The sequence below is a fragment of the Luteibacter sp. 22Crub2.1 genome (assembly GCF_900167995.1).
Classification (GTDB): domain Bacteria; phylum Pseudomonadota; class Gammaproteobacteria; order Xanthomonadales; family Rhodanobacteraceae; genus Luteibacter; species Luteibacter mycovicinus.
The window spans coordinates 48887-66991 of the sequence record NZ_FUYT01000018.1 but is presented as its reverse complement, the minus strand read 5'-3'; the positions used below and the strand labels follow the sequence as shown (position 1 = coordinate 66991).

The 18105-nt window shown below is 66.3% G+C and carries 17 protein-coding genes; 14 read left to right on the top strand and 3 right to left on the bottom strand.

The genetic code is table 11. The annotated features are described in order from the left end of the window. Positions 1-22: 22 nt before the first annotated feature. The 14 genes from gspG (at position 23) to B5X73_RS17795 (ending at position 14488) form a co-directional block, all read left to right on the top strand. Positions 23-448, top strand: a complete 426-nt coding sequence (gene gspG, locus B5X73_RS17860; RefSeq protein ID WP_079522764.1) for a type II secretion system major pseudopilin GspG — start codon at positions 23-25, stop codon at positions 446-448. Between the two features lie 26 nt (positions 449-474). Further along, positions 475-915, top strand: a complete 441-nt coding sequence (locus B5X73_RS17855) for a GspH/FimT family pseudopilin (protein WP_079522763.1) — start codon at positions 475-477, stop codon at positions 913-915. After that, the gene (locus B5X73_RS17850; RefSeq protein ID WP_079522762.1) at positions 912-1334 is read left to right on the top strand and encodes a prepilin-type N-terminal cleavage/methylation domain-containing protein; all 423 of its coding nucleotides are present in this window, start codon (positions 912-914) and stop codon (positions 1332-1334) included. The genes B5X73_RS17855 and B5X73_RS17850 overlap by 4 nt, the downstream gene beginning before the upstream one ends. Then, a complete protein-coding gene (locus tag B5X73_RS17845) occupies positions 1331-1996 on the top strand; it encodes a prepilin-type N-terminal cleavage/methylation domain-containing protein (protein WP_079522761.1) in 666 nt (221 codons plus the stop codon). The genes B5X73_RS17850 and B5X73_RS17845 overlap by 4 nt, the downstream gene beginning before the upstream one ends. Then, entirely contained in the window at positions 1993-2847 is an 855-nt protein-coding gene (locus B5X73_RS17840) for a type II secretion system minor pseudopilin (RefSeq protein WP_139382828.1), read from the top strand. The genes B5X73_RS17845 and B5X73_RS17840 overlap by 4 nt, the downstream gene beginning before the upstream one ends. Then, a complete protein-coding gene (locus B5X73_RS17835) occupies positions 2844-4088 on the top strand; it encodes a PilN domain-containing protein (RefSeq protein WP_079522760.1) in 1245 nt (414 codons plus the stop codon). Before B5X73_RS17840 ends, B5X73_RS17835 begins: the two co-directional genes overlap by 4 nt. Further along, entirely contained in the window at positions 4075-4671 is a 597-nt protein-coding gene (gene gspM / locus B5X73_RS17830; RefSeq protein ID WP_079522776.1) for a type II secretion system protein GspM, read from the top strand. The genes B5X73_RS17835 and gspM overlap by 14 nt, the downstream gene beginning before the upstream one ends. After that, the gene (locus B5X73_RS17825) at positions 4668-5438 is read left to right on the top strand and encodes a hypothetical protein (RefSeq protein ID WP_079522759.1); all 771 of its coding nucleotides are present in this window, start codon (positions 4668-4670) and stop codon (positions 5436-5438) included. The genes gspM and B5X73_RS17825 overlap by 4 nt, the downstream gene beginning before the upstream one ends. Before the next feature lie 39 nt (positions 5439-5477). Then, positions 5478-7649 carry a type II secretion system secretin GspD gene (gene gspD / locus B5X73_RS17820; RefSeq protein WP_079522758.1) on the top strand — a complete coding sequence of 724 codons (2172 nt, stop codon included), beginning with the start codon at positions 5478-5480 and terminating at the stop codon, positions 7647-7649. 44 nt (positions 7650-7693) lie between these two features. After that, positions 7694-10204, top strand: a complete 2511-nt coding sequence (gene hrpB / locus B5X73_RS17815) for an ATP-dependent helicase HrpB (RefSeq protein WP_079522757.1) — start codon at positions 7694-7696, stop codon at positions 10202-10204. Between the two features lie 111 nt (positions 10205-10315). Next, the gene (locus B5X73_RS17810; RefSeq protein ID WP_139382827.1) at positions 10316-11623 is read left to right on the top strand and encodes a hypothetical protein; all 1308 of its coding nucleotides are present in this window, start codon (positions 10316-10318) and stop codon (positions 11621-11623) included. After that, positions 11620-12414, top strand: coding sequence for a hypothetical protein (locus B5X73_RS17805; RefSeq protein WP_079522755.1), 795 nt, complete (start codon positions 11620-11622; stop codon positions 12412-12414). Before B5X73_RS17810 ends, B5X73_RS17805 begins: the two co-directional genes overlap by 4 nt. Then, complete coding sequence (locus B5X73_RS17800) at positions 12411-13640, top strand: hypothetical protein (RefSeq protein WP_079522754.1); 1230 nt, start codon at positions 12411-12413, stop codon at positions 13638-13640. The genes B5X73_RS17805 and B5X73_RS17800 overlap by 4 nt, the downstream gene beginning before the upstream one ends. Then, positions 13637-14488 (top strand): hypothetical protein, encoded by an 852-nt coding sequence (locus B5X73_RS17795; protein WP_079522753.1) that lies wholly within the window; start codon positions 13637-13639, stop codon positions 14486-14488. The genes B5X73_RS17800 and B5X73_RS17795 overlap by 4 nt, the downstream gene beginning before the upstream one ends. Positions 14489-14497: 9 nt before the next feature. Here the strand turns inward: B5X73_RS17795 and dbpA are convergent, their stop codons facing one another. Genes dbpA through B5X73_RS17780 form a run of 3 tightly spaced genes read right to left on the bottom strand, consistent with a single transcriptional unit; the run spans position 14498 to position 18100 of the window. Next, positions 14498-15874, bottom strand: a complete 1377-nt coding sequence (dbpA, locus tag B5X73_RS17790; protein WP_079522775.1) for an ATP-dependent RNA helicase DbpA — start codon at positions 15872-15874, stop codon at positions 14498-14500. 40 nt (positions 15875-15914) lie between these two features. Continuing rightward, a complete protein-coding gene (locus tag B5X73_RS17785) occupies positions 15915-16991 on the bottom strand; it encodes a hypothetical protein (protein ID WP_079522752.1) in 1077 nt (358 codons plus the stop codon). A gap of 5 nt (positions 16992-16996) precedes the next feature. Beyond that, on the bottom strand, positions 16997-18100 hold the full coding sequence (locus B5X73_RS17780) for a hypothetical protein (protein ID WP_079522751.1): 1104 nt from the start codon (positions 18098-18100) through the stop codon (positions 16997-16999). Between the last annotated feature and the right edge of the window lie 5 nt (positions 18101-18105).

The following is an 18105-nucleotide window of genomic DNA, read 5'->3' as shown; positions in this document are numbered from 1 at the left end:
CCCGTTTCAAGGAGCTTGTCCCATGCGCGTGAACCGTACCCTCCGTCACAGCCACGCCCGCGGCTTCACGCTGCTGGAAATGCTCGCCGTGATCGTGCTGATCGGCATCATCGGTGCCATCGTGGTGACCCAGGTCGGCAAGAACGTCGACAAGGGCAAGTACGGTGCCGGCAAGGCCCAGGTGACCACGCTGGGCCAGAAGATCGAAAACTACGCCCTCGACAACGGCAGCCCGCCGCACAGCCTCGACGACCTCACCACCAAGCCGGCCGATGCACAGAACTGGCAAGGTCCGTATGCCAAGGAATCCGATCTGAAGGATCCGTGGGGGCATCCGTTCGGCTACCGCTACCCGGGTGAACACGGCAGCTTCGACCTCGTGTTCTATGGGCAGGACGGCAAGGCGGGCGGCGAAGGCTACTCGGCCGACTACGGCAACTGGCAGTAATCCGGCAGGACGGACGGATAACGGCCATGCGCACGCGCGGATTCACGCTGTTCGAGATGCTGGCCGTGATCCTCCTGATCGGGATCGCGGCGGCGGCCGTCTCGATCCCGGTGACCCAGGGACTTGCCAGCGCCCGCGTCAACGCGGCCAGCGGTGAACTCGCGGCGGCGCTGCGCTGGACTCGGGCGCAGTCGATCGTGAAAGGCGAAAGCCTGGCGCTCGAAGTCGACACCTCGGCGGCGACCTATCGTGCGCCCGGGAAAGGCGACGTACGGTTACCCAGGGACATGCGCGTGTCGATCACCAGCGCCCGCGAAGACCAGGCCAACGCGACCACCGGGCGTATCCGCTTCTTTCCCGACGGCAGTTCCACCGGCGGTCGCATCACGCTCAAGCGTGGCGCACGCGAGTGGCACGTCAACGTCGCGTGGCTGACCGGCGCCATCCAGGTCGTGGACACGCGATGAAGCGCATCGCCCGACAGAATGGTTTCAGCCTGCTCGAAGTCATCGCCGCCATCGCCGTGCTTGCCATCGCCTTCGCGGCGCTGATGCAGGTGGCCGGCAGTTCGATGAGCCTGACGGCACGCGCCAACGAGCGTACCCAGGCCGCGCTGCGCGCCCGTTCGCTGCTCGACGGCGCGTTCGTCATGGATCCGATACGCGAGGGTGACAGTGAGGGCCGTATCGACGACACCTACCGCTGGCGGATGAACGTCAGCCGTTATCAGGTCCCCGGTGTCCGTCCGGTGCCGGACGGCGCCATGGCCGCGGCCGTGCTCTATCGCATCGACCTCGACGTCATGTGGGGGCCGGAGGGCAGCGAGCGGCACGCGCGGTTCTCCACGCTGCGCATGGGCGGCTCGGGCCAGGAGGGTCAGCCATGACGCGGCAGCGTGGCTTCAGCCTCATGGAAGTACTGGCGGCGCTCGCGCTGCTGACCATCGTCCTGCTCGGCGTGTATTCGGGCATCAGTACCGCGTCGCGCATCGTCCGCAGTGGTAGCGAAGCCATCCAGCGCATGGACGAGATCCGTTCCGCCCAGGGCTACCTGCGCACCGAGATCGCCCAGGCGTTGATCGTTCCCTTTGCTGAAACCGACGACGGCGATCCGATCGTCTTTTCCGGCGACGCGACGACGCTGCGATTCGTCGCACCCATGCCGGGATACCTTTCACGACTCGGACCGCAACTGCAGGCCGTGTCGCTGGTGCGCGACGGCAACGATGGCTATCGTCTCGAAGTCGCGCTTTCGCTCCTGCCGCCCAACGGCGGTGAGCCCAGGCCGATCGGTGAACCCGAGGTACTGCTTCGCGGCATTCGCAAGGGCGCCTTCAGTTACCGCGGCATGGACGACAAGAATCAGCCAGGTGACTGGCAGGAAAGCTGGGACGATACCCGGCGTACGCCTTCCCTTATCCGTCTGGCGCTCGACGTCGGCGGCAACGTCGCCTTTCCCACGCTGGTCGCGCCCATCCGTCTCGATCCGACGGCGTCGCGCAACGGCTTTTCCCTGACGCGCGGAACGCGCGGGCCGGTGATCCGATGATGGACGTACGGCAACGCGGCGTCGCGCTGCTCATCGTGCTGTGGGGCTGCACGCTCCTGGCCATCATGCTTGGCGGCTTCGCGGCGCTGGCCCGTACCGAGGGCCTGCAGGCCCGCTATCAGTTCGCTCAGACGCGCGCGCACTACGCGGCGGAGGCCGGTGTGATCCGGGCCATTCAGGCGCTGCAGTCCACGGACATCGATTCGCGGTGGGTGGCGGACGGTCGTCCTTACCTCTTCGAATTCGACGACGCGAAGGTCACCCTCACCATCGTCGACGAAGATGGGAAGGTCGATCTCAACGCGGCTTCCGATGACGTCCTGACAGGGCTGTTCAAAGCGGCGGGTGCGAACGACGATAAGGCGAGCCACCTCTCGGCGGCCATCCAGGACTGGCGCCGCGCGGGTGATGCGGCGCTGCCCAACGGCGCGAAGCAACCACAGTATGAAGCGGCGGGCCTGGGCTACGGCCCTCGCAACGGGCCCTTCGCGACGGTGGAAGAGGGGCGCATGGTGCTCGGTATGGATGCGCAGCTCTGGGCCCAGGTCGCCCCGGTTCTGACCATCTGGTCGGGTCGCGAACGCCCCAACACCGAACACGCGCAGCCACTCGCTCTGGCGGCGATCCCCGGTCTCGGCAGCGCCGGCGCGACGGCGATCCTCTCGGCGCGAGGGCAGGCCACCGGTGCGGCGGCGGCGGGTGGCAACGGTGTCACGCACACGATACGTGCGCAGGCGATCCTTGACGACGGAACCAGGAGTTCCCTTACATCGACGATCCGACTGCGTGGGATAAGATCGGGAAATCAGCCCTACGCCGTACTGCGTTGGCGCGAAGGAGACGAGGAATGACCGCTTTGCAGGACGCCTCCCAGTTGCAGATCGAGCGACTTCGCCGCGCCTGGCGAGGCAGCGCGCTGCCAGGGTTCCTGCGCTGGTGGGGTGGCGAGCTGTCGGCGCTGATGCCGGCGCGCTGGCGCGATACCTTCGCCGGTGGCGAACGCTGGTATGCGGTCGAACGACACGATGACGGCTGGTCGTTGCGTCGCGCCGGCGAGGGTTCCGCCGTGGCCGAGGCGGCCGACCTGGATACGACCGAGCATCGGGTCGCCCTTCTGGCGACAGCGCTGGCCGAAGCCGATCCCGCCGACCGGCGCGTCGCCCTCGTCTTGCCCGCGGCGCAGGTCCTGCGTCGCCGCCTCGTCCTGCCGATCGCGGCGCGCGACAACCTGCGTCAGGTGGTCGGTTTCGATCTCGACAGGCAGACCCCTTTCCGGGCGGAGGAGATCCATTTCGGCGTGCGCGATCTCGGCGCGGCCGGCGCGGAGGGCCGCTTCGTGGCCGAACTCGCCGCCACGCCTCGCAGCGCGCTGGATCCCCTGCTGGATGAACTCGCCGTGCTCGGCATCGCGCCGGACCGCGTCGATGTCGCGGACGGATACGATCTGGCCGGTGTCGATCTTCTCCCACCCGCACGCGCTCCGCGCCGCGTCGATCGCCGTGGCCGCCTCAATCTCTTCCTCGTCGCGGCCATCGCTCTGCTGACGCTCGGCGTCATGGCGATGTGGCTGCACAACCGTCATCTCTCGCTCGAGGCGATGCGTGCCGAAGTCGAAGGAATGGAAAGCGATGCGCAGCGGGTGAAGGCCTTGCGCCAGAAACTCACGGACAGCGCGGGCGCCTCGGGTTTCCTGGCCCGTCGCAAGACGGAGACGGCCGCGGTGCTCCCCGTGCTCGAGGAGCTGACCCAGCGCCTGCCGGACGACACCTGGCTCGAACGCTTTACGCTCAATGCCAGCGGTCAGCTGGGCTTCCAGGGTCAGAGTCCTCAGGCGGCGCGGCTCATCGATGCCCTCAAGGGTGCGCGCAGCATCGGCGACCCGAGTTTCCAGGGAACCATCCAGGCCGATCCCACCTCCGGTAAGGAGCGCTTCTACATGCAGGCGAAGGCACTGATTCCGAAACCGGAAACAGTCCCCGCCGTGGCTCACCCCGCGCGTGCAGGCAGCGCATCCGCGCCGGCCGGCGGCACAGCCGTCGCAGCGGCTTCGACCAGCGCGAAGGAGGCACCCCGTGCGCATGAAGCCCGCTGAATCCCGCGTCGCCGCCATCCTTCTCGCGATCGTGGTCCTGGCGATCGCGTATTTCATTTTCATCCATTGGTGGTTCGTGGCGCCGCAGTCCGCCATGGCCGACGAAATGGACGACCTGCGTGACACGCAGAGGCGTTACGCGGCGGCCATCGCCGAGCGCCCGCAGCTCGAAAAGCGTCTGGCCTCGCTCGAGCAGGGACAGACGCACAGCGATGCCTTCCTGCCGGGCGACGACACCAACGCCGCCGCCGCCGGGTTGATGCAGCGCATCGTCGACGTCGCCGCGGCGCACAAGGAAGACGGTGCCTGCGACGTGGTCCAGAAAATGCCGGTTCCGAGTCAGGAAAAAGCGAGCGACCCCTACCGAAAGGTCACCGTGAACATCAGCCTTCGCTGCCAGATGCAGCCCATGACGGCCGTGATCCACGACATCGAAAACGCCACGCCGTATCTCTTCATCGAGGACTTCAGCATCTACCGCAACCCGGTCGCGGCACGCGCCGGAGGCGCGGCGCCCATGGAAGTTCAGTTCACCGTATCCGGTTACATCCATGCCGCCCGCACGGCAAAGGCGGCGACATGAATGCGGCCGGCCAGCGTCGTCTGACACCCGTGCTGGGTGGTGTCGTCATCGTCCTCGTGGGCGTACTTTGTGTCCTCGCGGCAGGCGTGGGTCGTGGCGTTCGCTGGGACGATCCCGCCGGCCCGCAGCCGCTGCCCGCGACCCGCCCTGTGGCGATGCCCACGCCCGTGCCGCTCGTACGGTTTGCCGAGGTCTGGCAGCGTCCTTTGTTCATGGCCGATCGCAAGCCGGTCGCGGCCGCGGGTGACGACGACAACGCCAGCAACATCGGCGACCTCGAACTCACGGGCATCATCGTGACGCCCGGCTTGCGCATGGCGCTCCTGCGCGACAAGGGCAAGGATGTCACCGTCCGCGTAAAAGAGGGCTCGCCGCTGGCCGAAGGCCACTGGACGCTCGCGTCGCTCACGCCGCGCAGCGCCATATTCGACAACGGTGGCGAGCATCGCGAACTCACGCTCAAGGTGAGCGCGCCGGATGCGCTCGCCAAGGACACCAGGCGACCCGGAAACGGCCCCGGTCAGCCGCCGCAGGCGACGCCGGTTCAGCCCTTGCCACCCGGGGCGATGCGTGTGGAACCATCCCAGTCGTCGGGTATGACTGGTCCGGCGCTTCCGCACCCGGTCGATGCCGGTGCACGACAGTCGCCGCCTCGACAGGATGACGACGCCTTGCAGCGTGCGCGTATCGAGGCACTGAAGCAGGCGGTGCAGAAGCGCCGCATGGAACAGCAACAACAGCGCCAGCAGGCACAGGACTCGCAGTAGCGGGCGCACCACGCGCCCCCAAGGAAGGAGCAGCAGCACATGAAACCATCCACACTCGGCGCGGCCACCTTATCGGCCCTGCTGATGGTCGGCTGCGCCTCGCATTCATCGCGCATGGCTTCGGTCGCGCTTGAACGCGAAGCGATGGCGGGAACCGACAAGCCGGTGCCCGCGCCGTTGCCACTCGACGACGCCAACCAGACGGATGGCACCGTCGGCACCGCGGCGTCGACGGAAATCCACGCGGGCAGCGGTCGCTTCGTTCACCCGCAGGCGCTGCGCTCGCCACGCGCGGCGGCGAAGGGCAGCGGCGCGGTGACGTTCAATTTCGAGGATCAACCCGTCGAGGCCGTGGTCAAGGCGATTCTCGGCGATCTGCTCGAGGCGAACTACGCGGTGCTCCCTGGCGTAAGAGGCACGATCTCCTTCTCCACCGCGCAACCGGTCGCGCGTGACGAAGCCCTGCCCATTCTCGAAACCCTCCTGTCCTGGACGGGGAATGCCCTCGTTCATGAGCATGGACGCTACAACGTTCTTCCGGCGGGGCAGGCGGTGGCGGGCCATCTGGTGCCCCGTCTGAAAGCGGGTGCGCCCGCTGCGGGCATGTCCGCCCGCCTGTATGCCCTGCGTTATGTCTCCGCTCCCGAAATGGCCAAGCTGCTTGCGCCGTTCGTGCTGCCAGAGGCCGTCCTGCTTGCCGACCCGGCACGCAATGTCCTCGTCCTGTCGGGCACGCCGGACGAACTCGCCAACTATCAGGCGACCATAGACACCTTCGACGTCGACTGGGTCGGCGGCATGTCGGTCGGCGTGTTCAGCCTGAAGAACGCGTCGGTCAACGAGCTGCTGCCTGCGCTCGAATCCGTGTTCGGCGCCAGCAGCGGCGCCCCCGTGGCCGGGCTCATCCGCTTCATTCCCGTCGCGCGCACGGGTAGTCTCGTCGTGATCGGTACGCGCGAGGAACACGTGGCCCGCGTGGGCGAATGGATTGCGCGCATCGACGGCGGTGGTGGCAACGAGCCGCGTCTGTTCGTCTACGATCTTCGCAACCTGCCCGCGTCCGATGTCGCCCGGTACATTGCCGGTGTCTTCGGTGCCGCGGTCGACGGCGATGCGGGAGGGCGGGTCGCTCCGGGTCTGGGTACGGGTGCATTGGGCGACGACAGCGGCGATACGTCGAATGCGTTCGGCGGAACGGGCGCCGACGACAAGGACTTCTACCAGCCGCCTTCGGTACCTTCGCCATCCTCGGCGGGTCCCACGGCGAACGGTATTCGCGTGACCGCGATCGACGCGAACAATCAGCTGATGGTCCGCGCCCGTCCCTCGGAATGGGCCGATGTGCGCAAGGCGATCGAGCGCCTCGATGCGGTCCCGCTTCAGGTGCAGATCGAGACGCGAATCCTCGAAGTGGCGTTGAGTGACGAGTTCCGTTTCGGCGTCCAGTGGTACCTCGAAGGGCTGGCGGGCGGAAACGGTGCCGTAACCCAACCGGGCAACAAGCAGCAATGGGCGCTGGGTGGCGCGCTCGACGCCATGCAGGCGCGACCGGATGCGCTCTTCTATTCGTTCGTCAACAACGAACTGAGCGTGAAGCTCCGGGCCATGGAGCAGTCCGGCAAGACCAAGATCCTGTCCGCTCCCTCGCTGGTCGTCGTCAACAATCGCAAGGCGCGCATCCAGGTGGGCGACCAGCTGCCGGTCACGCAGACGTACGTCAATACCGCCGCCGGCAGCGGCAACATGGTCGGCCAGGTGGAATACAAGGACACCGGCGTAATTCTCGACGTGCGGCCCCGGATCAATCCCGGTGGTCTGGTCTACATGGACGTGCAACAGGAGGTCAGCCGCGCCGACCGCACGGCGACCGGTCCCAATCTCCCCATCATGAAGCGCAAGCTGACCACGCAGGTCGCCGTGCAGAGCGGACAGACCGTCCTCCTCGGTGGCCTCATTCGCGAGCTGGACACGCAGTCGACCGTTGGCGTGCCGGGCCTGTCGCGCATCCCCCTGCTGGGCGCACTGTTTCGCAACAAGGAAACCACCGGCCGGCGGACGGAACTGGTCGTGCTGATCACTCCCCGGGTGATCGCGAACGGCATGGAAGCCAGGCGGGTGCTCGACGATTACAGGCGGTCGTTCCGCGCGTTGCGACCCCTGGAAGCCTCCGCCACCGCGCCTGCGGGAACGCGTACCGTCGAAGGCGGCTGACGAAATGCACGATCCGGCGCCGGCTTGCGTACCATAGCCGGCGCATGACTTCTTCGTTTCCCATTTCGCCGCTGCTGCCCGAGATCGTCGCCTCGCTCGATCAGCGGCCCCGGCTCGTGCTCGAGGCGCCTCCCGGCGCCGGTAAGACCACTCAGGTGCCCCTTGCGCTGCTGCATGCGCCATGGCTGGCGGGGCAGCGCATCATCATGCTGGAGCCGCGCCGTATCGCGGCGCGCGCGGCGGCATCGTTCATGGCGGCCCAGCTGGGCGAAGACGTGGGCGGTACCATCGGATACCGGATCCGCTTCGAGTCCCGTACGGGCCCCCGGACGCGGATCGAAGTGGTGACCGAGGGCATCCTCAGTCGCATGATTCAGGACGATCCCTCGCTCGACGGCATCGGCGCCATTCTGTTCGACGAATTCCACGAGCGTCATCTGGCGGGCGACCTCGGCGCGGCGCTCGCGCTGGACGTGCAGGCCGGGCTTCGTCCGGATCTGCGCCTGATGGTGATGTCGGCCACGCTGGACGGCGAGCGGATCGCGCAATGGTTCGATGCGCCGAGGATCAGCAGCCCGGGCCGGAGTTTTCCTGTCCGTATCGAGCACGTCGCCGCACGCGCGCAGGAGACGACGGAGCAGCACCTCGCACGCGCCGTGATGCAGGCGCTCGCGGAGAATGATGGCGACGTGCTCGCGTTTCTCCCGGGCCGTCGCGAGATCGAGCGAGCCCGGGGCCTGATCGAGCGGCGCGACGAACACGTCGAAGTGGTCGCCCTGCATGGTGAGCTCTCGCTCGCGGAGCAGCAGCTCGCTCTGACGCCTGCGGATCCCGGCACACGCCGGGTCGTGCTGGCGACGAACGTCGCCGAATCGAGCGTCACGCTGCCGGGTATCCGCGCGGTCGTGGATGCCGGTCTCGCGCGTGAGCCCCGCTTCGATCCGAACTCCGGCTTCGCCCGCCTGGAGACGGTCAACATTTCGCAGGCCTCGGCCGACCAGCGCGCGGGTCGCGCCGGTCGTGTAGCCGAAGGCACCGCTTACCGGCTATGGCCGCAGAGTCGCCGCCTCGAGCCCTCGCGCTCGGCCGAGATCGAACATACGGAATTGTCCGGCCTGGCGCTGGAGCTTGCCGGATGGGGCAGCGACGCCTTGCCCTGGCTGGATGCGCCGCCGGTGGGGGCCATGAGTCAGGCCCGCGACCTTCTCCGGCGGCTTGGCGCGCTCGATGACGCGTCGGCGATGACGCGGCTTGGGCGCGACATGCTGGCCCTTGGAGCCACGCCCCGGCTCGCCGCGGCGGCCTTGCGCGCGCCCATGGCGTTGCGGTCGCTGGTGGCCGATCTGCTCGCGCTGGTGGAAGCGCGCTCGCCGTTGCGCGGCGAGCAGGCTCGCAGCGACGATTTCCGTCACCGTGTCGCGGCCCTGCACCTGTGGCGCGATGCGGGCGCGCGGGGTGCGCGCGCCGGCTCGGCGGATATCGGCGCGTTGGCAGCGATCGAGAAGGCGGCCTCGGGTTGGCGACGCCGGCTCAACGTGCGTACCGCGGCGAGCGGTGTGCCCGACACGCATACGGTCGGCGATCTGCTCGTGCATGCCTTTCCCGACCGGGTCGCCCGGAGAGAGGAGTCGCAGGCGTCACGCTACCTCCTTGCCAACGGGCGCGGCGCACGGCTGCACGAAAACAGTGCGCTGCACGGCGAACCATGGATCGTCGTCCTCGACCTGCGGCTCGAAGCGCGTGACAGCCTGATCTACGCGGGCGCACCGTTCGACCCCGACGTTCTCGAGCGCGACCATGCCGGGCGCTTCGTCACCGAGCGCGTGCTGCGCTGGGACGATACGCGGCAGATCGCCGAAGCGTTCGAGGAGCGCCGCTTCGACGCATTGCCGATATCGCGAAAGCCCCTGCCGATGCGTGCCGACGATGCCATCCCCGCACTGCTCGCCGCGATACGCTCGCGAGGTATCTCCTCGCTGCCGTGGAGCGACGCCGCGCGCCGCCTTCGTGCACGTATCGGTGCCTTGCGCGCATGGCGACCCGAGCTGGGTCTGCCCGACGTCGACGATGACGCCTTGCTGGCTTCGATGGATACCTGGCTGTCACCGTATCTCTCCGGCAAGCGCCGTCTGGATGCGCTCCAGGCGGCGGAACTGTCGGAGGCGCTCGGCGCGATGCTCGACTACGAACAACGCCGCGCGCTTGACGCACATGCACCGGAAGAACTGAAAGTGCCCAGTGGCATGACGCGGCGACTGGAATACGGTGAACGCGATGACGAGCCTGGCGCTCCGCCCGTGCTCGCGGTCAAGCTGCAGGAGCTGTTCGGCCTTGCCGACACGCCGCGCGTTGGCGATGGGCGTATCGCCGTGATGCTTCATCTGCTTTCGCCAGCAGGCCGACCCATCCAGGTGACGCAGGATCTGGCGGGTTTCTGGAATCGTACGTATCCGGAAGTTAAGAAAGAACTGAAGGGCCGGTATCCCCGCCATCCGTGGCCGGATGATCCGTGGACGGCCACGGCGACGCATCGGGCGAAGCCGCGGGGTACCTAGTTCCCAACCACGTTGGTTGCACCGTCGTGCCTACACTTTTCCGCGGGCTCGCCCGATGGTCTGTTCGCACGAAAATCGATGGAATGACCGCCTCTACCAGGGAGGTCATTTATGCGCTCGACCATGAAGGTCGTCACAGCGGCGAAAGCCTGCGTACCTCTGCTTGCTCTGTTGGCGGCGTCCGTCGCGGATGCCCGGAGTCAGGGGCTCATCCACGAGGAATTCATCCGCGGCGATCACCACGCCCGGTGGACCCTGCTTTCATTGAAACGCGCGGGGCAGGGCGGTCCGACAACGAGATCACCGTTTCACTCCGATGAAGTCTGGCGTAGTGAATACCTGGAGACGCCCGACTCGATCTACAGCGACCTCGCCGCTCCTGTCGCTCTGGCGGCGAACGAGTACGTCCCCCGGACAGGAAACCCGCGCGAGGGGTTGGCTTATAGCGAAGGCACGGGCTCGCATCCAACCCTTGTCTGGCCCCGGAGTCCCCGGGTGCAGAGTGACGAGTCTGGATCTTTCCCGATCGACGCCGGTGTCAATCGAATGATCGCCTGGAATCTCGGGCTGTATAAGGCGCTTCCCACCGATCTGCGCAAGGTCACCTCGCAGCCGTTCGGCTGGTATCACGTCGAACCGTTTGACGATAACGCGCGCTTCAACCTGTTCAAGGCGGATATCGGGCCGGACATACTCGAAAAGGCGATGGCATTGAGTGGCGCCGAACTGTCGACGCTCGGCGCACAGCTGGCGCTCTCCATCGCAACGCTCAACCGATGGTCGGACTCGATGGATGATCCGGAGCGGTACGGCATTCGCCGGGCCACGCTCGCGCACTTCTGGTCCGCGACCACGCTGGCGGATCTCACCGAACAAGACCTTTCCTACCTGGCAGACATCCTGCGAATGGAACTCACAGTGGCCCAACTGGGCGTTCCCCCGGGTGACATCAATGGCGCCATCGCCATTCCGACGCCGCTACGCGTAGCGCGAACCGCGGCAGCCTGGCATGGCAGCCGACCCGGTTATTCCGCATGCCATGCCAACGGTAGCCATGATCCGGAGCAAGCGGGCCTCATACCGGAACGACTCGATCGGCCCATCTGCTTTATGGGTGCAACGGATCGTGCCGTGTACCGCTGGTATCGCGCAAGGCGTGCCACCGAGCTTGCGACGTCTTCCGACGACTTTGCCCATTTCGACCAGGCTGCGCGATTGATCGCGCACTTCGCCGATGTTCGTCCTGTCTGGGCCGGTGCCTATGCCGACGAGGCGGCTGACTGGGCGGTCCACGCCGAAATCATCGAGGCGCAACTGGTCGCGACTCAGACGCTTGGCTCAATGGCGTCCGACGAGGCCGGTTTTTTGCGCATGACAACCCGCGCCAATCAGCGCATCTGCCGGAGTCGTGAGCCATGACCTTTCGTCGGCGAAACCTCGTCATCGGCGGCTTGTTTCTTGCTTTGGTTTCCGTGGCTGATTCGTCCGGAGCGGCGGAAGTGATCAAAGAGCCGCTCAAGGATGACTTTCTCAGGTCAGGTGTCATGGCCAGGCTCCTGGCGTCTTTCGACGCGCATGCCGATGCGGCCCGGAAATGGTACGTCGATGCCTTTCATGGGCGACCCGTGGCTCGCGAAACGTTCGATCGCTTTGGCCAGTCGCTGGAGACCGATCGCATCGTCAGTTTTACCTACGAATACAACCGGGACGGAAACGCCATGACGCACGTCTACCATGGTCGTTCCGGCGCCAATAACCCGTGGAGTGCCCTGCCTTCTTCACGACGCGCCGCGCCCTACGCGTCGTACTTTTCCCGTGTGTCCGCAGACACGGTAGTGTGGAATCGCGAGAGGCTTCCTGCGGGCCGCGATGCCGAACGTAAGATTGCCCGCCAGATCGAGCGCGATATTCGTGACGGTCTGGTGTCTTCGGGCGGAACATTGCGCGGATTCAGCAGCGCAGCCCTTTGCGGGACCTGCGAAAGCGCCTTGCGCACGCTCTCGGACAGATGGGGGATATCGGTCAGAGTCACTCATTATGTCGAGGGCGGTTCCGCTCATCGACGCTTTCAGAACTTTCGCAAGCAGTATATCGAGTCGATTTATGCGGCGCTGAATGGCACTTCGTTGAACCGCCCGTACGCTGCTTCTTCCGGGGCGTCGCCAGTGCCGACGTGTATGCGAACGTCGCAGGTGGAGGTCGCCGAATGAAACGACACCTCAAAGCACCGCGGCGCGTTCATCGTTACCACGGAAGGACGATCGTCTTTTTGCTGCTGGCGTCCGCCCATGCCGTCGCTACGCCAACGGCGGAGCGATTCCACGCGCCCCCGTCACTCGGTGACGCGTTTCAGGCGTGGACGTTTCACTCGCTCGCCAGGATGGACGCGCATAGTCTCGGCGACTTTCATCCTCTCCAGGCGGATGTCGCCTGGCGTAGCGAGTATCTGAAAGACCCGGGCTCCATATACAGCGACCTGCATCCGCATCTCTTCTCCAGGATCGCCGGCGAGCCGCCACGCCCCGATGTCTTCCCCGCCGATGTTTCCAGCGGACGAAAGATCGCATGGGACCTGGGCTTCGATAAGGCCCTCATCGGATATCAGGTCCTTCCCGGGTATCCGCAACGACTTCCGGTCACCGCACATCATCCCCTGGTCTCCGCCAGCCTGGAAAAAGCGGGTGTGCGGCGGCGTTATTTCGATCTCGCATACAAGCTCAGCGGCACGGAGCTCTCCATGATCACGGCGGAGATGGCCGTGGCTCTGGAAGTGCTCCGGCATTGGGTCGACACCACACCGGTCGACGACCGCGGCATGTTGGGCGTCAACGCGCATGCGCTTGGACGGTTCGAGGCTGCCGATAATCTTGCGGATATCCCGGACGCCGATCTCGCCTACCTCGCGGATGTCCTGCGTCTGGAACTGTCGCTATGGAATGCGGGCCGGGCAAATGCCGAAGGCTCGAATGCGGTACCTCAGCGAGAACTGCCGACTCCCCTGCGCATCGCCCGGGTGGCGGCCGCCTATCGCACGTCGCAACCGCCCCTCTACACGGCATGTCTGGCCGACGGGCAGCGAGATCCGGCGACATCGGGCGACAATCCCGAGGACTTGTCGCGCCCCATCTGCTTTACCGACGCAACCGACCGGGCCGTCTATCGGTGGTATCGCGCCGCTCGCGCACACCAGTTGGCGCAGGCGCCCGAAGCATTCTCCCGCTTCGACGTCGCGGCGCGCCTGATCGACACCTTTGCCGACGTCCGTCCCGCCTGGGCGGGCGCGTACACGAACCAGGCGCTGGACTGGTCGAACCATGTCGAGGTTGTCGAGGCACAGATGGCGCTCGCTGGGGACGCCTCGGGCAGTCACGACATCACCTTCTACCGTCTCGTCGAACGAGCCAATCTGCTCATCTGCCGGAGGTCCCTGCCATGAAACATCGTTACGGGCTTTTCGGGGCTTATCTTCTTGCCATCGGCTTGCTGTTCGCGTCGGCCTGGTCCGTAGCGGGACCCGTATTGAAACGTCGCGTAGACGCGGTAGGTACGGGCAGCGTCAACGCACGAATCCTCGCATCGTTCCAGACGCACATACGACCCGCTCAGGAATGGTATGTAACGGTGCTCGACGGCGGCACACCCAGCACCGCTCAGTTCGCGGCATTCTCGCGGCAGTTCGCGACGGCCACCTTCGTCAGTTTCACCTACGAGTACTCAGTCAACGGCCGGTCGATGCAGCGCGTGTATCACGCACGCTCGGGGCATAACGAGCCGAACACGGGCATGGCCGGTGTTCGTGCGCCCAGGTCCTACCGGAGTTTCTTCACGCATCAGGGCGCCGACATCGTCGCCTGGCACGATGCACGGCCCAACACGAGTACGGTGACCGTGTCTCCCGTTCCCGGCGACAACTTTCCGCAGCAGCGTAAGCGCGACGCGGAGCTGAAGGTCGCCCAGCGCATCGAGCGCGACATTCTGGCGGGTCGCGTTCCGGCGGGAGGTCAGCTCTATGGGTTCTCGAGTCAGGAGCCTTGTGCGTCCTGCGAAGCGGCACTACAGGCACTGTCGGACCGCCGTAACATCACCGTGAGGGTCTCGTTTCTCGGTTTTGGCAGCGCGGCATATACGGCGTTCGACCGTCTCCGGCACCAGCATCTGACGTCCATTGAGGTGGCGGTCAACGGGGGGCAGCTGAACCTGTTGAACCAGTCGGCTGAGTCGCCGGCTGCCCGGGTTGGGGTCGCATGCATCGACACACCGGGGGATGGCGAGGTGGCCGACTGAGCGAGCCGCTCAACCTAAGGGGCGTACGCGAAACGTGCGCCCCTTGATCTTCCCGGCGCGCAAGCGCTCGAGCGCCCGGTTGGCGAGATCCCGTCGGATCGCCACGTATGCGCGCGTCGCAAACACGTCGATCTTGCCGATGTCCTTGCCGTCCAGGCCCGCGTCGCCGGTCAGCGCACCGAGGATGTCACCGGGGCGCATCTTGTCTTTACGGCCACCGTCGATGACCAGGGTCTTCATCGGCGCGAGGTTGAGGACTTTCTTCCCTTCGGGTTGCGCGCGGGCCGGATGCCGCGGGATCGTGCCGCCGAGACGCTCTTCGATCGCCTTGATCTTCGGCAACTCGCGGGAGCTCGCCAGCGAGATGGCCATGCCGTTGGCACCGGCGCGACCGGTGCGCCCGATCCGATGCGTGTGCGTATCCACGTCGTGCGCGATGTCGAAGCTCACCACCAGCGGCAGCGCGGCGATGTCGAGTCCTCGCGCGGCGACGTCGGTCGCCACGAGGATCGAGCAGCTGTGGTTGGCGAAGCGCACCAGCACCTCGTCACGATCGCGTTGTTCGAGATCGCCATGCAGGGCGAGCGCCGTGAAGCCACGCCGGTCGAGCTCAGCGGCCAGACTCTCGGTGTCCTTGCGCATGTTGCAGAAGACCAGGGCGGCCTCGGGCTTTTCGTGCGACAGGATGCGTGCGAGAACATCGGCCTTCTGCGCCGGCTCGACCTCGACCACGCGTTGCTCGATGGTCGGGACGTCGTGCGGTTCATCGGCGGTCACCGTGACGGGGTTGCGCTGGACGCGACCGCTCATGGTGCGGATGTCGTCCGGATACGTGGCGGAGAACAGCAGCGTCTGGTGGTGCTTCGAGATCCGCTTGACGATGTCGTCGATGGCCTCTTCGAAACCCATGTCGAGCATCCGGTCCGCCTCGTCCAGCACCAGCATCTTGATGCCGCCACCGTGCAGGCTCTCGCGTTTGAGGTGCTCCTGCACCCGGCCCGGCGTGCCGACGACGATGTGCGGATCGTGTTCCAGCGACGCCAGCTGCGGGCCGAGCGGCATGCCGCCGCAGAGCGTCAGCAGCTTCACGTTCGGGATGTTCACGGCCAGCCGTCGCAGCGCCTTGCTGACCTGGTCGGCCAGTTCACGGGTGGGGCACAGCACGAGTGCCTGCAGGCGGATTTCGTCGGGGTCGAGCTGCTGTAGCAGCCCCAGCCCGAACGCCGCCGTCTTGCCACTGCCGGTGCGGGCCTGGGCGATGACGTCGCGGCCCTCGAGAATCGGCGGCAGACTGTCCCGCTGGATGGGCGTCATCGACGTGTAGCCGATGCCCTCGACGGCGGAGAGCAGGGCGGGCTTTAGGGGCAGGGAAGCAAAGGTATCCATGGCGGCATGATCGCACATCGTCCCCCGGTACCCCTCCCTGTCAGCATCCGGGCGCGGCCGACGGTTCCGCAGAGACGGCGGTGTCTTCCGTGGACGACCCCTCCGAGACCCGGGGCAGGCGCGGTGGACCCAGGCGAAACGACCGCCGCCGCCACGAAAAGCCCTTGAACGTCCGGTCGAGAGCGCGCGGACTCAGGTCGCGGTGAATCTGGGCGGCGCGCGCGCTGTCCAGCACGTCGCGGGCCAGTAGCGGCTCACCCTCGGAGCCGACCAGCATGCGACCTTTGAGACGGGCGCTGCCGGACTCGATCAGGGCGCGCTGCTCGCCGCTGGGAATGGAGCCGAACATGTGGCTGACCCTGACGTCGACACTGTATTCGTCCGACAGCCTGCGCATGGCATCCTCACAGGAGCCGCACGTAGCGCCGCCGATTGCACCGCGTATGCGTCCACCACGAGGGATCACACCCGCACGGATGTCATTTTCGATCGTGCGCATGGCCTTGAACTCGGCATCGAGGCCGCCTTGCGCGCCGGGGGCCGTGTAGCTTGCCAGTACCGAGCCGGACGAGGGGAGGACACGCGCACGCACGTTCATGCTGTCGAACTCATCGAACAGCAGGTCGTCGCCGATATCCGCGTCGACGAGATCGTTCGCTGCGCCGAACGTCTCCGTGGCGCTCGTCTCCTCGATGTCGCTGCCCGATGATCCGTCGAGGCTGCCCGGCGACTGCGGTGGAGTAGGTGATCCCCGTGGCGTGGTGCCGCCGAAGGCATCGTCGGCGATGACGCTCAGGGGTAGGCCATCCATCGCGTGGTAGACCCTGACTTGGTCGACCCCATTCAGCGTGAAACGGTATTCGAAACGGGCGACCCGCGATCTGGTCATCGTCTCCTCGAGGCCTTCCCAGCGGATCGCGCGGTACTGCTCGCGATAGCTTTGCACGATGAGCTTACGCATCGCATTGACGAAGTACTGGCTGCTGCGTTCGAGCTGGGCCGTGACATTGCCTTTGTCGAGGCCGACCGACTCGATCACGACGGGTGCCGCGCGCGCGTGGACGACGACGAGGGCGGCAACGCCTGCCCCCAGGGAAACGATCAGGTGGCGATGCATGGGCCTCACTCCGGAATGGGGCACGAAAGCAGGTCGGCGCGCGCGAACGATGCCTCGGCCTCGGCATCGCCGATGGCTTCCGAGGTGACCAGGCTCTCTGCCACGGTGGCCTCGACGAACTCGAGAACGCCGGCCAGGTCCACCAGCGTCAGAACCAGGCCGGCGAACCTGGCCAGACGGCTGAGGCCGTCATCATGGTGTTCCGGCACGTAGGTGCTTTGGCGCGTGTACTCCGCCAGATACCAGGCATGCACTGCGCGGTCGGTGGCAGCGGCGAAGCACAGGGGCCGGTCGTCATCGCCACCTGTGCCCGCCGATGACGCGCGAGGTGTGCCATCGCGGGTGCAGGGCGAACTGCCCGCATATCCCTGGGCATCGCGGTAGGCGGCCGCAGTGCGCGCTACACGGTAAACGACCGGCAGGCTTCGATGCCCCGACGAGCTTTCCGCGCCCGCTTTCCAGTGGATCAGCCGGTATTGCACGAGCGTAGAAAGGTACTCCAGATCGTAGGGACGCAGCTGGTCCATATGCTGCGCACGCATCACACGCGTAAATACGTCTGGGTCGATCGCTTTGGCTATCCACTCGTCAGAAGGAACCGCGATCGCCTGCGCACGGAGAATCTGCATGCCGACCGCGTACACCGCGGCCTTCGTGGAGTGACGATAACCCGTCAGATCGAGCATATGCCAGAACACGTCGGCATCGACGTCGGCCTTGATCGCGCTGGCGGCGACGAAGTCATCGCGAAAGCCCGCCTTCACTTTGATATCCATCCGGGGACGCGCTCTCGTCATGCCGAGATCCCACTGCAACGCGGCGAGCGCACCCGCGGCCGTGAGGCCGCGGGCCGAGAACGCGTCGACGGTGGCCACCCAGTCCACGTCATTGGTGAACTCGGGCTGGGCGATCAGGTCGCTGTACGGAGAGCCCGGATTCGAGAGCATTTGCCGGGCGATGTCCTGCGCGGCCAACGATGCCTGCTCTCCGCCAAGGCGCGCGATGCGCGTCCGTTGCCAGCGGGCGAGGACGTCCGCACCCGTGACGCGGGTGGCTTGTACCTCGGCAGGGCCGGCGAGTGCGACGAACGCGACGACGATAAAACGCATGCGTT

Bases quoted from the DNA above. Each gene is read 5' to 3' on its own strand.
- gspG (WP_079522764.1), top strand. From the start codon at position 23: ATGCGCGTGAACCGTACCCTCCGTCACAGCCACGCCCGCGGCTTCACG.
- B5X73_RS17855 (WP_079522763.1), top strand. From the start codon at position 475: ATGCGCACGCGCGGATTCACGCTGTTCGAGATGCTGGCCGTGATCCTC.
- B5X73_RS17850 (WP_079522762.1), top strand. From the start codon at position 912: ATGAAGCGCATCGCCCGACAGAATGGTTTCAGCCTGCTCGAAGTCATC.
- B5X73_RS17845 (WP_079522761.1), top strand. From the start codon at position 1,331: ATGACGCGGCAGCGTGGCTTCAGCCTCATGGAAGTACTGGCGGCGCTC.
- B5X73_RS17840 (WP_139382828.1), top strand. From the start codon at position 1,993: ATGATGGACGTACGGCAACGCGGCGTCGCGCTGCTCATCGTGCTGTGG.
- B5X73_RS17835 (WP_079522760.1), top strand. From the start codon at position 2,844: ATGACCGCTTTGCAGGACGCCTCCCAGTTGCAGATCGAGCGACTTCGC.
- gspM (WP_079522776.1), top strand. From the start codon at position 4,075: ATGAAGCCCGCTGAATCCCGCGTCGCCGCCATCCTTCTCGCGATCGTG.
- B5X73_RS17825 (WP_079522759.1), top strand. From the start codon at position 4,668: ATGAATGCGGCCGGCCAGCGTCGTCTGACACCCGTGCTGGGTGGTGTC.
- gspD (WP_079522758.1), top strand. From the start codon at position 5,478: ATGAAACCATCCACACTCGGCGCGGCCACCTTATCGGCCCTGCTGATG.
- hrpB (WP_079522757.1), top strand. From the start codon at position 7,694: ATGACTTCTTCGTTTCCCATTTCGCCGCTGCTGCCCGAGATCGTCGCC.
- B5X73_RS17810 (WP_139382827.1), top strand. From the start codon at position 10,316: ATGCGCTCGACCATGAAGGTCGTCACAGCGGCGAAAGCCTGCGTACCT.
- B5X73_RS17805 (WP_079522755.1), top strand. From the start codon at position 11,620: ATGACCTTTCGTCGGCGAAACCTCGTCATCGGCGGCTTGTTTCTTGCT.
- B5X73_RS17800 (WP_079522754.1), top strand. From the start codon at position 12,411: ATGAAACGACACCTCAAAGCACCGCGGCGCGTTCATCGTTACCACGGA.
- B5X73_RS17795 (WP_079522753.1), top strand. From the start codon at position 13,637: ATGAAACATCGTTACGGGCTTTTCGGGGCTTATCTTCTTGCCATCGGC.
- dbpA (WP_079522775.1), bottom strand. From the start codon at position 15,874: ATGGATACCTTTGCTTCCCTGCCCCTAAAGCCCGCCCTGCTCTCCGCC.
- B5X73_RS17785 (WP_079522752.1), bottom strand. From the start codon at position 16,991: ATGCATCGCCACCTGATCGTTTCCCTGGGGGCAGGCGTTGCCGCCCTC.
- B5X73_RS17780 (WP_079522751.1), bottom strand. From the start codon at position 18,100: ATGCGTTTTATCGTCGTCGCGTTCGTCGCACTCGCCGGCCCTGCCGAG.